The sequence below is a fragment of the Clostridium sp. KNHs214 genome (assembly GCF_000744935.1).
Lineage (GTDB): Bacteria > Bacillota > Clostridia > Clostridiales > Clostridiaceae > Haloimpatiens.
In genome coordinates this window covers 1-14,404 of record NZ_JQMW01000002.1, presented here as the reverse complement: position 1 = coordinate 14,404, position 14,404 = coordinate 1, and the positions used below count along the sequence as shown (strand labels likewise).

At 30.5% G+C, this 14,404-nt stretch carries 14 protein-coding genes, 1 pseudogene and 3 other annotated features; of the genes and pseudogenes, 14 read left to right on the top strand and 1 reads right to left on the bottom strand.

Annotation, left to right across the window (positions count from 1 at the left end; translation table 11 throughout):
* Nucleotides 1–465, top strand: a 465-nt coding sequence (locus tag CC89_RS00145) for an N-6 DNA methylase (RefSeq protein WP_035287741.1), incomplete at its 5' end; no start/stop codon positions are given.
* 62 nt (nt 466–527) lie between these two features.
* The gene (locus CC89_RS19710; RefSeq protein WP_207641488.1) at nt 528–692 is read left to right on the top strand and encodes a restriction endonuclease subunit S domain-containing protein; all 165 of its coding nucleotides are present in this window, start codon (nt 528–530) and stop codon (nt 690–692) included.
* Between the two features lie 19 nt (nt 693–711).
* Here the strand turns inward: CC89_RS19710 and CC89_RS00140 are convergent, their stop codons facing one another.
* Entirely contained in the window at nt 712–1,422 is a 711-nt protein-coding gene (locus CC89_RS00140) for a DUF6873 family GME fold protein (RefSeq protein ID WP_035287739.1), read from the bottom strand.
* A 137-nt stretch (nt 1,423–1,559) separates the two neighbouring features.
* On the opposite strand from CC89_RS00140, the gene CC89_RS20855 reads away from it, so the two are divergent.
* The 12 genes and pseudogenes from CC89_RS20855 (at nt 1,560) to CC89_RS00085 (ending at nt 14,137) form a co-directional block, all read left to right on the top strand.
* A complete protein-coding gene (locus CC89_RS20855) occupies nt 1,560–1,694 on the top strand; it encodes a hypothetical protein (RefSeq protein ID WP_286161257.1) in 135 nt (44 codons plus the stop codon).
* Between the two features lie 139 nt (nt 1,695–1,833).
* Entirely contained in the window at nt 1,834–2,457 is a 624-nt protein-coding gene (gene ytxC / locus CC89_RS00135; RefSeq protein ID WP_081896899.1) for a putative sporulation protein YtxC, read from the top strand.
* Nucleotides 2,458–2,525: 68 nt separating this feature from the next.
* Nucleotides 2,526–2,744 (top strand) — a binding site (T-box leader).
* Between the two features lie 181 nt (nt 2,745–2,925).
* Complete coding sequence (gene thrS, locus CC89_RS00130; RefSeq protein WP_035287736.1) at nt 2,926–4,839, top strand: threonine--tRNA ligase; 1,914 nt, start codon at nt 2,926–2,928, stop codon at nt 4,837–4,839.
* Nucleotides 4,840–4,901: 62 nt separating this feature from the next.
* Nucleotides 4,902–5,013, top strand: a sequence feature (ribosomal protein L20 leader region).
* A 17-nt stretch (nt 5,014–5,030) separates the two neighbouring features.
* Nucleotides 5,031–5,558, top strand: a complete 528-nt coding sequence (infC, locus tag CC89_RS00125) for a translation initiation factor IF-3 (RefSeq protein ID WP_035287733.1) — start codon at nt 5,031–5,033, stop codon at nt 5,556–5,558.
* 19 nt (nt 5,559–5,577) lie between these two features.
* Entirely contained in the window at nt 5,578–5,775 is a 198-nt protein-coding gene (gene rpmI / locus CC89_RS00120; protein WP_035287730.1) for a 50S ribosomal protein L35, read from the top strand.
* Nucleotides 5,776–5,807: 32 nt separating this feature from the next.
* On the top strand, nt 5,808–6,161 hold the full coding sequence (rplT, locus tag CC89_RS00115) for a 50S ribosomal protein L20 (protein WP_035287727.1): 354 nt from the start codon (nt 5,808–5,810) through the stop codon (nt 6,159–6,161).
* Between the two features lie 149 nt (nt 6,162–6,310).
* Nucleotides 6,311–7,651 (top strand): TrkH family potassium uptake protein, encoded by a 1,341-nt coding sequence (locus tag CC89_RS00110; RefSeq protein WP_035287723.1) that lies wholly within the window; start codon nt 6,311–6,313, stop codon nt 7,649–7,651.
* A gap of 10 nt (nt 7,652–7,661) precedes the next feature.
* On the top strand, nt 7,662–8,321 hold the full coding sequence (locus tag CC89_RS00105) for a potassium channel family protein (protein WP_035287720.1): 660 nt from the start codon (nt 7,662–7,664) through the stop codon (nt 8,319–8,321).
* Nucleotides 8,322–8,342: 21 nt separating this feature from the next.
* Nucleotides 8,343–9,119, top strand: coding sequence for a TrmH family RNA methyltransferase (locus CC89_RS00100; RefSeq protein WP_185750619.1), 777 nt, complete (start codon nt 8,343–8,345; stop codon nt 9,117–9,119).
* A gap of 69 nt (nt 9,120–9,188) precedes the next feature.
* Nucleotides 9,189–9,404, top strand: a binding site (T-box leader).
* 370 nt (nt 9,405–9,774) lie between these two features.
* A complete protein-coding gene (gene pheS, locus CC89_RS00095) occupies nt 9,775–10,794 on the top strand; it encodes a phenylalanine--tRNA ligase subunit alpha (RefSeq protein WP_035287716.1) in 1,020 nt (339 codons plus the stop codon).
* 252 nt (nt 10,795–11,046) lie between these two features.
* Nucleotides 11,047–13,424 (top strand): annotated as a pseudogene (gene pheT / locus CC89_RS00090) (phenylalanine--tRNA ligase subunit beta).
* A gap of 119 nt (nt 13,425–13,543) precedes the next feature.
* The gene (locus CC89_RS00085; RefSeq protein WP_035287712.1) at nt 13,544–14,137 is read left to right on the top strand and encodes a cell division protein ZapA; all 594 of its coding nucleotides are present in this window, start codon (nt 13,544–13,546) and stop codon (nt 14,135–14,137) included.
* Nucleotides 14,138–14,404 lie beyond the last annotated feature (267 nt).

Below are 14,404 nucleotides of genomic sequence, written 5' to 3'. Positions count from 1 at the left end.
AGAGGTGCAGCAGAAGGAAAAATAAGAGAAACTTTAATTGGTAAAAATTACCTTGATACAATAATTGGATTGCCAGCAAATTTATTTTATGGAACAAGTATTCCAACTGTAATTTTAGTGTTAAAGAAGAATCGTGAAAATAAAGATATATTATTTATTGATGCAAGTAATGATTTTGAAAAGAATAAAAATCAAAATAATTTAAGAGATGAAGATATTGATAAAATCATAAAAACATATAAGGAACGTAAAGACGCTCCTAAGTATGCTCATTTGGCATCTATTGAAGAAATTAGAGAAAATGATTTTAATTTAAACATACCACGTTATGTTGATACTTTTGAGGAAGAAGAACCAATTGATTTAGAAGAAATAAATAAGCTGTTAGAACAAGATAATAAGGAAATTGCTGAGCTTGAAGCTGAGATTAATGAACAATTGAGGATTTTAGGCGTAAAAATTTAAATTTGTTGTTAAAGGGAAAGTGAGGTATTCACTTTCCCTCATTTGCTTGGGAACAGCGTAAGTTGGGAGAATACGCTAAATATAGGCGTGGTTCATTCCCTCAACCGTATGGAAATGAAGAGTGGTATGACGGAGATGGAGCAATGCCATTTGTGCAGGTAGTCGATATAACTGATGATTTAATGACTTGGGATTTATTTAATAAAAGAATAAAATTATACAGGTGAAGTACGGGGGCGTAGCCCACTAGCCCACTAGCCCACTAAACATGCTTCCCCTATCCACCAAAGGTCCTTTTCTAAGAAAAATAGGCTTAACATTATGCTTTTCTAAAAAAGACATAACTTCCTTTCCATATTTATAGCAATTTAAATCTCCATAAAAGGCTAAAATCCCCTTTTCCAAAAGGCCACAAGTTCCTCCAATGAAGCCATAGTTTAAACCTGGTAAAATTATATTGCCTGGTGGTAAGAATAATACATCTTTGCTTTCTTTTACTAATGCATTTTTAATAGAAGGATCAGAGGTTATAAAGGCATTAGAATTTATAATTGCAGTGGAACACTTGGTGTATCCTTGCTTAACATTTAAGATTTTTTTATCATATATATTATGGATTATGGCTGGATCTGTATATTTTGTATAATGGACAAATATATCACCTATGTTAACTGCATTTAAGCCAATGTTGTAGGGATAACTTTTCTCTAGAGAATTTTTTGAAAGTATAACTTTAATATTAATTTTTTTTAAGAAATTTATAAAATTTAAAGGAGCATCTTTATGTATTACTAAAGTGTCTTCCTTCAAAAAGTGTAAAAGCATATCTGGATGCCCACATACTGCAGTATATAGTGATTCGCTAGGAGGACAACTAAGGGTTTCATAACCTAGCTTTTTTAAATTTCCCTTTTCTTCTTTATTTATTCTAAAATCTACAATAATAAATTTTTTCATAAAAATCACCTTTTCATACATAAATGAATTTATTTTGTAAAATATAAATTTATAACTTATATTATCACAAGGATTAAATTTGTAAAGAATAAATTCAAGTAAAAGTGTTCTCACTATAATGAAAGTGGGTGATTTTAATGTTGTTACTTACAATAGTTTTTAAGGGAGAAAGCGAGGAATTTATATATAATATAAATGAACTTGAGGAAAGTTTAAAGCACAAAAACATAAATATAGGAATATATGAGGAGGTAGACAAGGTTGTAATGTAATAAAAATATTTTCTTCAGATATTGAAGATATACCTAGGGAAAAAATTGATATTGTTTATTTCAACTTAATGGAAATTATATATGAAGTTATAATACTAGAATTTTATTACATGGAAGTGGATTGTATACTCAATGAAGAATATTTCTTTTTGGGAAAGAGGAAATAGAAGATATAAAGATAAGCTTATTTAATATACTTACTAATTTACAAGGGATAAACGATGAAAAAGCAGTTTATTGCTCTAATAGGATGAATGAAATAAAAGAAAATATTTTAAATGTTATGAAAGAAAATGCTTTAATAAATATTGAAGGATATTTACAATTTAGAGCACATGAAATTAAAAAGAAAGTATGTTTAATAATAGATAAAATAATTGAAAGCCTTATGGTAGAAAGGGAATATGATGAATTTATAAAGTTGCTTAAATATTTTGTTGGTATGCAGGAAAGCAAAATAAATAAAATTCATATATTTATAGAAAATGGAGAGAAATACGTTATAAAGGATGATATAGGAAATGATATGAGTAAACAATTTAAAAAAGGAGCATTTGTAGAGGGAGTTAATGAAAAAATAGGTATAGAGGAGATAATAATCAGTGGCCTTGTAACCAATTCACCTAAAAATATTGTAATACATGGAATGGATAATTGTATGAATAAGGAATTTATAAACACAATAGAAAGCGTATTTGAAGATAGAGTTATAATATGTAGTGGATGTGAACAGTGTAGAAATTTATTAAGTAAAAAAATATAAAAAAATTATTAGCTATTGACTTTTTAAAATAAAAGTAATATACTTTAATAAATTTAGAATATATTACTTAAAATACTGTGAAAAGGAAGAGTAAACAGTATACTGTTCTAAGAGAGAAGGGTTCATAGGCTGCAAAATCCTTTGAATAAGAACTGTTGAAAACCACCTTTGAGTAGCGTGCTGAAATTAGTAGGCATTGCCGTTGCCAACGTTAAAGGCTTCAAGTGAATGATAAATATTTATTTTATTATTAATTTGGGTGGAACCGCGAGATACTCGTCCCATTTATGGGATGAGTTTAGTTATTTTTTGTTAAAATATTGTTTGGTTTTAAAATAATAATCAACATAAAAATTTATTAATATAAACTTATTAATTGTTATCCAACGGTGTAACTGTCTTTATTCTCCACATTTATAGAAGAAGTTAGCGTAGCCATGGAATAAATAAGGAAAAGGAGGAGTTAAAATGATTAAGGTAACATTAAAGGATGGAAAAGTTATAGAGGTAGAAAAGGGAACCAAAGTTAGTGATATTGCTATGAAAATAAGTCCAGCTCTTTATAAAAAAGCCCTAGCTGCTAAAGTAAATGGGAAGAAAGCTGAACTTATGACTGAGATAAATGAAGATTGCACTTTAGAAATAGCAACTTTTGAAGACGAAGATGGAAAATGGGCTTTAAGACATACTGGCTCACATATTTTAGCTCAAGCAGTAAAAAGACTATATCCAGAAGTAAAATTAGCTATAGGACCAGCGATAGATACAGGGTTCTATTATGATTTTGAAGCAGATTTTTCTTTTACACCAGAAATAATGGAAAATATAGAAAAAGAAATGAAAAAGATAGTTAAAGAAGATTTGAAATTAGAAAGATTTGAACTTCCAAGAGAAGAAGCTATAAAATATGTAAAAGAAAAAGGAGAGGATTATAAAGTAGAACTTATAGAAGACTTGCCAGAGGATGCAGTAATTTCGTTCTATAGACAAGGTGAGTTTGTAGATTTATGTGCAGGTCCTCATGTACCATCTACAAAGAAAGTAAAAGCTATAAAATTGTTATCTTTAGCTGGGGCTTATTGGAGAGGCGATGAAAATAAGCAAATGCTACAAAGAATTTATGGAACAGCTTTTACAAAACAAAGCGAATTGGATGAGTATATCCATATGCTAGAAGAAGCTAAAAAGAGAGATCACAGAAAACTTGGTAAAGAGCTTGGATTATTTGCAATACATGATGAAGGTCCAGGATTCCCATTCTTCTATCCAAAGGGAATGATTTTAAGAAATATACTTGAAGATTACTGGAGAGAAGTGCATAGAAAAGCAGGATATGATGAAATTAAAACTCCAATAATATTAAATGAAGCTTTATGGCATCAATCAGGACATTGGGATCACTACAAAGAAAATATGTACTTTACAAAAATTGACGAAGAAGATTATGCAGTAAAACCAATGAATTGTCCAGGTGCTATGTTAGTTTATAAGGATGGAATGCATTCTTATAGAGATTTACCTTTAAGATTAGGTGAACTTGGACTTGTTCACAGACATGAGCTTTCTGGTGCATTACACGGACTTATGAGAGTTAGATGCTTTACTCAAGATGATGCGCATATATTTATGACTAAAGATCAAATAACTGATGAAGTACTTGGAGTAGTTAATTTAATAGATGAATTTTATAAAATGTTTGGATTTGAATATTTTGTAGAGCTTTCTACAAGACCAGAAAATTCTATGGGTAGTGATGAAGATTGGGAAGATGCAACTAATGGATTGAGAGCTGCTCTTGAAAAAGCAGGACTTGAGTATAAGATAAATGAGGGCGATGGAGCTTTCTACGGTCCAAAGATTGATTTCCATTTAAGAGATTGCATAGGTAGAACTTGGCAGTGTGGAACAATTCAGCTAGATTTTCAGCTACCAGAAAGATTTGATCTTTCATATATAGGAGCGGATGGGGAAAAGCATAGACCAGTAACAGTACACAGAGTTGTGTTTGGTAGTATAGAAAGATTTATAGGTATATTAATAGAACATTTTGCAGGAGCATTCCCAACATGGTTGGCGCCAGTACAAGTTAAAATTATGAATATAACTGATAGAAGCTTAGAATACTGCAAAGAAATAGAAACTAAATTAAAAGAAAATGACATAAGGGTAGAAACTGACTTTAGAAATGAAAAAATAGGATATAAGATAAGGGAAGCACAACTTCAAAAAATTCCTTATATGCTTGTAATTGGAGATAAAGAAATGGCAGAAGGTAAAGTAGCAATCAGAAGCAGAAAAGAAGGAGATTTAGGAACTGATACTATAGAGGAATTTATAAGTAAGATAAAAGAAGAAATAAGTAATAAGGTAAACAGTTTATAATAAAGTGTTGACAGAGGAGTATTAATGTAGTAGAATAACATTGTTAACTTAATAGTGAGTTTTATTACAAGTAGAAACAGCCGTTTCTCACCTTACAGCACAGCTAGTAAGGTAAGTTATGATTACATTAATGTGATATATAAAGGACGGCATGTGCCGTCCTTTTATTATATGTTTAATAACACCAGGAGGTGAATATTATTAGTAAAGATAAAAAGCACTTAGTAAATGAAGACATAAGAGCTAAAGAAATAAGAGTTATAGGCGATGATGGTTCACAATTAGGAATAATCTCATCTAGAGAAGCTTTGACTATAGCAGAAGAAAAAGAAATGGATTTAGTTATGATTTCGCCAAATGCTAATCCACCAGTATGCAGAATAATGGATTATGGCAAATTTATTTATGAACAAGCCAAGAAAGAAAAAGAAGCTAAGAAAAAACAAAATGTCATAAATATTAAAGAGGTAAGATTGAGTCCTAAAATTGAAGAGCATGATTTGGAAGTAAAAGCAAAGAATGCAAGGAAGTTCTTGGAGGCTGGAAATAAGGTTAAAGTAACAGTTAGATTCAGAGGAAGAGAAGCTGACTATTCACACATAGGACGTAAAATATTAGATAACTTCTACAAAATATTAGAAGATATTTGTGTAAAAGAAAAGGAAGCTAAATTAGAAGGAAGAAACATGATCATGGTTTTAGCTCCAAAAAGAGCATAATTGAGAGGAGGAGTTTAGTATGCCAAAAATGAAAACTCATAGAGGCGCAGCTAAAAGATTTAAAAAGACAGGAACAGGAAAATTAAAGAGAGCTAAGGCTTTTAAAAGCCACATACTAACTAAAAAAAGCTCTAAAACAAAGAGAAATTTAAGACAAACTTCATACGTATCTGAATCACAAGAAAAAGTAATGAAGAAAGTATTACCATATCTATAGTTTAGAGCTTAAAGCAGAAGGAGGTTTTTGAGATGGCAAGAGTTAAAAGAGCGGTAAATGCTCGTAAAAAACATAAAAAAGTATTAAAACTTGCAAAAGGATACTACGGTTCAAGAAGTAAATTATTTAAAGTTGCTAATCAATCAGTTATAAGAGCATTAAGAGATGCATATAGAGGAAGAAAATTAAAGAAGAGAGATTATAGAAAGTTATGGATAGCAAGAATAAATGCAGCTACTAGAATGAATGGTCTTTCTTACTCTAGATTTATGAATGGAATAAAGCTTGCAGGAATAGATATGAACAGAAAGATGCTTTCTGAAATAGCTATAAATGATCCAAAAGCTTTTACTGAATTAGTAGAAGTAGCAAAACAAAGCTTATAATATGAAAATGCGGCATGGGGTCGCATTTTTTTATTATATAAAGGAATAAAAGTATATATTAGGATTTTGACAAAAATATATTAAGTGATATAATGGTAAAATAATTATTAGCTCAAATTAATTTATGGACATAGAATTGGGGTGATACGATGTCAGAAATATTAAAACATAAACCTAAATTTACTCCTGTACAGATACTAGCTATTGGATTTGCAATAGTTATATTTACAGGAGCTATTCTTTTGAATTTACCCATTGCATCTAGAAGTGGGACTAGGACGCCTTTTATAGATTGTATATTTACATCTACTTCAGCAGTATGTGTTACAGGACTTGTAACATTAAATACAAGTACACATTGGACTTATTTTGGTAAAACTGTAATAATGCTGCTTATAGAAATTGGTGGACTTGGTTTTATGTCTTTTGCTACAATGATAGCATTGATATTAGGTAAAAGAATTACTTTAAAAGAAAGATTAGTAATGCAGGAAGCTATGAACTCTTTTTCATTGCAAGGTATAGTGAAGCTGGCTAGATATGTGCTTTTCTTCACCTTTTTTGTTCAATCTATGGGTGCACTGCTTTTATCTACACAATTTATACCAGATTACGGTTTGGGAAAGGGGATATATTTTAGTGTATTCCATTCCATATATGCCTTTTGTAATGCTGGATTCGATTTAACTGGAAATAGCTTAGTGCCCTACTCTAATAATGTAGTGGTAATAATGACTATATCCTTCCTAATAATAACAGGTGGCTTAGGTTTTTTTGTGTGGGCAGAACTATATAATTATAAACGCAGAAGAAAAATGTCATTACATTCTAAAGTTGTAATTACTGCTACTGCAATTTTGTTAGTTGTTGGTACTATATTGATGTTTTTATTTGAAAGCAATAATCCAGGAACTTTGAAAGGCAAAGGTCTTTTGGAGAAGATGCTAGGAGCATTTTTTGCAGCAGTAACGCCTAGAACGGCGGGTTTCAACTCCATATCTACAGCAGATATGAGTACAGCAGGTATATTTTTAACTATATTATTAATGTTCGTAGGTGGTTCCCCAGGGTCTACAGCTGGAGGTATAAAGACATCTACAGCAGGATTACTTCTTATGACAGTCGTTTCTGTCATAAAGGGAAAAGAAGAAACAGAAATATTTAAAAAAAGAATAAACAAAGAAATAATTTATAGGGCTTTCGCTATTGTAGTAATAAGTTTAGGGCTGGTAATAACAGTAACCATGATATTGTCAATAACAGAAGTGGGATTCCCTTTTGAGTATTTATTATATGAAGCTACATCAGCTTTTGCTACAGTTGGTCTTACTTTGGGACTTACTCCTAAACTTACAATAATAGGAAAAATAGTTTTAGCTTTGACTATGTATGCAGGAAGGGTAGGTCCTTTGACCATAGCACTAGCATTAGCTAAAAATAAAAAGAAAAGTTCTATTAAATATCCTGAAGATAAAATACTAGTTGGATAGGGGTGTTATTATGAGTGGTAAACAATATGTAGTTATTGGTCTTGGAAGGTTTGGAACTTCTGTTGCTGAAACTCTTTATAAATTAGGTAATGATGTGTTAGCGTTAGATTCTGATGAGGATGTGATACAAGGCATAGCTGATAAAGTAACTCATGCAGTTCAAGCAGATTGTACAGATGAAAATAGCCTTAATGCTTTAGGAATTAAAAATTTTGATGTGGCTGTAGTAAGTATTGGTTCTAATATGCAGTCTAGTGTAATGGCTACCTTGCTAGCAAAAGAATTAGGTGTGAAGCATATAATAGCTAAGGCTAATAATAAATTACATGCTAAAGTTCTTTATAAAATAGGAGCAGATAGAGTTATATTCCCTGAAAGAGATATGGGAGTTAGAGTTGCCCATAATTTAGTATCATCAAATATATTAGATTATATTGAACTTTCATCAGAATATAGCATAGCAGAAATAGCAAGTCCAAAGGAATGGCATGGCAAGAGCTTAGTAGAGTTAAATGTAAGATCTAGATATGGAATAAACATAATGGCTATTAAAAAAGGAAGTTATATAGATATATCTCCTTCAGCAGATGATGTGATAGAAGAAGGCGATATTATAGTGGCTATAGGAGGTATTGAGGATATAAATAAGCTAGAAAGCATAATAGATTAGACTGAGGTGCAAACTTTGGATATAATAAGAAGTAAGGATAATAATATAATAAAAGAAGTAAAAAAATTAAAAGAAAAAAAGTATAGAGAAGAAAAAGGAAGCTTTTTAGTAGAGGGATTTAGATTTGTAGAAGAGGCATTAAAATCTTCATTTATAGTAGAAAAGGTATTTATTGCTGATAAATGTATGAATAAATGGACAAAAATGTGTGAAAATTTAAAATTAGAACCTAAACCTGTTATAGTCATATCAGAGCAGGTTTTAAAATTTATAAGTAACACAGATAATCCTCAGGGAATAATAGCTATAGTTAAAAATGAACAGATTAAAATTAATTCTCAAGAAGGAATGTATTTATTGGCAGATAGAATACAAGATCCAGGTAATATGGGAACTATAATAAGAACAGCTCATGCAGTTGGAGCTCTAGGAGTTATAGTTACAAAAGGTACTGTGGACATATACAATGATAAAACACTTCGTTCAACCATGGGTTCTATATTTAATATACCTGTTATTCAAGATAAGGATTTAACTACAGTAAAAGAATTAGTGAATGAAGGATTTAAACTTGTAGCTAGTTATTTAGACAATGAAAGTGAAGATTTTTATAAGGTGGATTTACCATCAAAGGGGATTTTCATTGTAGGCAATGAAGGTAATGGTATAAGTGAAGAAATAGTAAATATGTCACATATAAAAGTTAAGATACCCATGCCCGGTGGAGCTGAGTCATTAAATGCTTCAGTAGCAGCTTCTATAATGATGTATGAATTTTTAAGACAAAAGCGTAAATAACTAGGCTTTCGCACTTGATAATGTATTTAAATTTATGGTATAGTAGTTTAAGAACTTAAAATAGTATATTTACAAACAGTGATGAAGAGAGTAGATATAGAAATGTTTACAGGGAGAAAAAATCATAGATTGAGAGTTTTTTTATTTACGTTCTATATTGAAGTTCACTTCGGAGTTCTAACTGCGAAATTGTAGTAGTGGTTAGCGGATTTAACCGTTATTAGTATTGAGAGGACTTTGCAAAAAGTCAATCAGGGTGGTACCGCGGATATATTCGTCCCTTTTTAGGGGCGTTTTTTTTATTGCAAAATATTATATGATTAACCCACAATAAGGTACAATGTAATGGAATGCTTTTTGTGGGATAATCATTATATACTAAACTGTCATTTGTAATATATAATTATAAATTTAACTTTTGCAGTTATAAAATAAAAATGTAAAATTTAAATTTAAGAAATTCCTTTGGAATTTTAACCTTCATTTTAAATTTTACATTTTAAATTTTAAATTAAAAAATACTGTAGAGCTTGAAACTTATGTGCGAAGGTTGAGTTATAAATTATATATAATTAATTATCAATGTATGAAACTTTAAATGTAAGATTGAAAAGTTTAAATTGTAAATAGGATATTATTGAAAGGAGCCAAAAAAATGAAAGAGAATCTTCAATTAATAAAAGAAAATGCTTTAGAAGAACTAAAGAAAGTTGTAAGTAAAGATGAACTTGAAGCTATAAGAATAAAATATTTAGGTAAAAAAGGAGAGTTAACTTCTATTTTAAGAGGTATGGGGAAACTTTCTTCAGAGGAAAGACCTATTGTAGGTAAATTGGCAAATGAGGTTAGAGAGTGCATAGATAATTTAATTACCAAGGCTACAGAAGATATGAAGAAAATAGAAAAAGAAAAAAGATTACAAAGCGAAGTAATTGATATATCTATGCCAGGAAAAAAACAAACTGTTGGTAAGAGACATCCTTTGGATTTAACATTGGAAAATATAAAAGATATATTTATATCCATGGGTTTTTCCATTGAAGAGGGTCCAGAGGTAGAAAAGGATTATTATAATTTTGAAGCTTTAAATATTCCAAAGGATCATCCAGCAAGAGGGGAACAGGATACTTTTTATATAAATGACAATGTAGTACTTAGAACACAAACATCTCCTATACAAATAAGAACTATGGAAAATGAAAAACCACCTATAAAGATGATAGCACCTGGTAAGGTTTATCGTTCAGATGAACTAGATGCAACACATTCACCAATATTTTATCAAATAGAAGGCTTAGTAGTAGATAAAGGAATAACTTTTGCGGATTTAAAAGGCACTCTAGAAACGTTTGTAAAGAAAATGTTTGGTGATAAGATGGAAACAAAATTTAGACCTCATCATTTCCCATTTACAGAGCCTTCAGCAGAGATGGATGCTACTTGCTTTGTATGTGGTGGTAAAGGTTGTAGAGTATGTAAAAACAGTGGATGGATAGAAATATTAGGTTGTGGAATGGTACATCCACAGGTTTTAAGAAATTGTGGAATAGATCCAGAGGTTTACAGTGGATTTGCCTTTGGATTTGGATTAGATAGAATGGTTATGCTTAAATATGGCATAGATGACATTAGACTTCTTTATGAAAGTGATATGCGATTCCTAAATCAGTTCTAATATAGTGTGCATTAAAATTAGAGGAAAGTCGTAAGTTAAAAGTTACAATTGATTAACTGAAGCAGCAACTTCTAGAACCTTATTAATTAAAAATTAAAAATCGTAAATGAAGAGTATAGCTTAATTGTAGTTTGAAAATTATGCATTAGGGAGTAGTGATAGGAGACTAAATATAGTGATTAAGGACTAGAAATTGGTGATTAGGGAACAAATAAAGGATTGAAAATTAATAATAGTAGGAGGTAGATTAATGTGTTAGTACCAGTAAAGTGGCTTAAAGATTATGTAGATATAAATGTTTCACCAAAAGAGTTAGCAGATAGATTGACTATGTCAGGATCAAAGGTTGAGGAGCTTATTGTAACTGGAGATGAAATACAAAAGGTTGTTACAGGAAAATTAGTAAAGATAGAAAAGCATCCAGATGCAGATAAGCTTTCTATATGTACAGTAGATATAGGCAAAGAAGAGCCTATACAGATAGTGACAGCTGCTACAAATATGAAAGAGCAGGATGTAGTTCCTACAGCTCTACATGGCTCTACATTACATGGAGGCTTAAAATTAAAAAAGGTAAATTAAGAGGAGTAGTTCAAATGGCATGTTTTGTTCAGAAGAGAGCTAGGAATAGCAGGAGATAAGCCTGTCTACGGACTTATGATACTTCCACAGGATACTCCAGTAGGTAAAGATATTAAGGAAGTAGTAGAAATGACTAGTGCTTTAAATAGATTTTGAAATTACTTCTAATAGAAGAGATTGTTTTAGCATACTCGGCATGGCTAGGGAAACAGCAGCTACATTAGGTGTACGTTATAAAATACCTTCATTGGATTACACTAGTAAATGTAATGAAAAAATAAACGATATTTTAGAAGTAGAGGTTAAGGATGAGCTTTGTAGAAGATATATGGCAAGAGGAGTTAAAAATATTAAAATACAGCCATCTCCTTCATGGATGCAGGAAAGACTTCTAGAGGCTGGAGTCAGACCTATAAACAATATAGTTGATATAACTAATTTTGTTATGATTGAATTAGGTCAACCAATGCATGCTTTTGATAGAAGGGATATAGAAGAAAATAGGATAGTTTGTGAAAAAGCTGCGGCTGATGAGAGTTTTATCACTTTAGATGAAGAAGAAAGAAAATTAGATAGCAGCATGCTTTGTATAAAGGATGGGAATAGAACGGTTGCATTAGCAGGCATAATGGGTGGATTGAATTCAGAAGTTAAAGAAGACACTTTAGAGATAATATTTGAGTGTGCTAACTTTAATGGAGTTAACATAAGAAATTCTTCTAAAAAATTAGCTTTAAGAACAGAATCTTCATCTAAATTTGAAAAAGACTTAGATCCTAACTTAGTGGAATTTGCCATGAATAGAGCTTGTCACCTTATAGAAGAATTGGGCGCAGGAGAAGTTATGGAGGGAACTATAGATATATATAATGAAAAAGCAGAACCTCATACTTTAGATGTGGATTATACATGGGTAAATAAATTTTTAGGTATAGATATATCAAAGGAAAATATGAAAGAATACTTGGATAGACTAGATTTGAATACAGAGATTAATGGAGATATACTTCATATAACAGTGCCTACTTTTAGATCTGATGTAAATATAAAAGAAGATGTAGCAGAGGAAATAGTGAGAATATACGGCTATAATAATGTAAAAAGCACTATGGCAACTAGCCAAACTACAAAAGGTGGCAAAAAATAAAACACAAAAATTAGAGGATAAAGTTATAGAGGCTTTAATTTCTAGTGGATTAAATCAATCCATAAGCTATTCATTTGTAAGCCCTAAAATATTCAATAAAATATTGGTGCCAGAAAACAGTGAACTTAGAAAAGTTGTTACAATTAAAAATCCTTTAGGTGAAGACTACAGTATAATGAGAACTACTACTATAGCTTCTATGATGGAATCCTTACAAAGAAACTATACAAGAAGTAATGATAAGGTTAGATTATTTGAAATAGGAAAAGTGTATATAGCTAGTGAAGATGAAAATAATTTACCAGAAGAGAGAAATATACTTACTATAGGAATGTATGGTGAGGCAGATTACTTCCATTTAAAAGGCGTAGTTGAAAATGTATTAGAAGTTTTAGGAGTTGAAAAAGTTTCATTTAAGCGTGAAAGTCAAAATACTGCTTTCCATCCAGGAAAAACAGCCGCTTTATATGTGGGGAAAGAATGCACAGGTATTTTAGGTGAAATTCATCCGGATGTATGCGAAAACTATGAAGTAAGTGAAAGATGTTATATGGCAGAGTTGAATTTAGACATATTATTCCGAAATGCGGCATTAGAAAGAAAATACAAGCCACTTCCAAAATTCCCAGCAGTAACAAGGGATTTGGCTGTTATGGTAAATGAGGAAGTATTAGTTGAAGAAATAGAAGAGATAATTAAGAAACAAGGTGGAAACTTACTAGAGAGCTACAGATTATTTGATGTATACCAAGGTAAGCAAATACCAGAAGGCAAGAAGAGTGTAGCATATGCTTTAATCTATAGATTAGAGGATAGAACTCTTACGGATAAGGAAGTTAACAAAGTACATGATAAAATACTTAGATCTCTAGAGTATAAATTAGGAGCAGAATTAAGATAAAAATTCATTGTAAACCCTTATTAGTGTTTTATATAGCATAAATATATGATACAATATAATAAAATATGGATAATGTAATTTAAAAAAATAAGATTCACTTTATCTAAGAGGGTGTTTAAATGAATACTATTACTGTTAAAATAAATGGTTTAGAATACAATTTAAAAGGTGAAGAATGTCAGGAGTATTTGCAGCAGGTAGCTACTTATGTGGATAATAAAATGCAGGATTTGATGGATAATAATGAAAAGCTAAGTGTTTCTGCCGCTGCAGTATTGACTGCTTTAAATTCTGTGGATGAAAGGTTTAAGATAGAAGGCATATATAATGAACTTCTTCAAAAAAACAAGGATATTCAAAAGAATGAGGAGCTTTTAAAGGATCAAATACAGTATCTTAAAAAGCAAATAACACATTTAGAAGAGTATAATTCTGAACTTCAAAATAGGCTAAGCTCTAACAGTGACCAAAAGGAAATAGAAAAACATGAGCAAGTAGTAGAAAATCTAAATGACCAAATTTCTATACTAGAGGAAAGTGCTAAAAGCTATTTAGCTGATAGAAATAAGTATAAATCAGAAAACAAGGAGTTAAAATTCCAATTACATTCTGCTAAATACAAAATAATTGATTTAGAAAACAAGCTTTTAGAAAGTCAAATAGGTCTAGCTAAGGCTAAAAAGAAAATGAAAAGTAAGTGTAGAAAAGAGTAGTTGATTAAAAATAGATGCTTCATAAAAATGAGTGAAGCATCTTAAATTTTATTTTAGGGTTATATATAAATATTTTAATTTAGGGGGGGAAAGTAATGAAAAAATTTAGAGCTGTTTTATTAACAATTTTTATTTTAATATTTCTATGATATGTTTTAATGGAAAAGCAATTGCTGTGTCCAATAAAACTAAAGTGGATTCTTTTAATATAGTTTCTAAAGTGGAAAATTCAAAATATAAAGTAGGAGCTAATTATACAGTAACAGC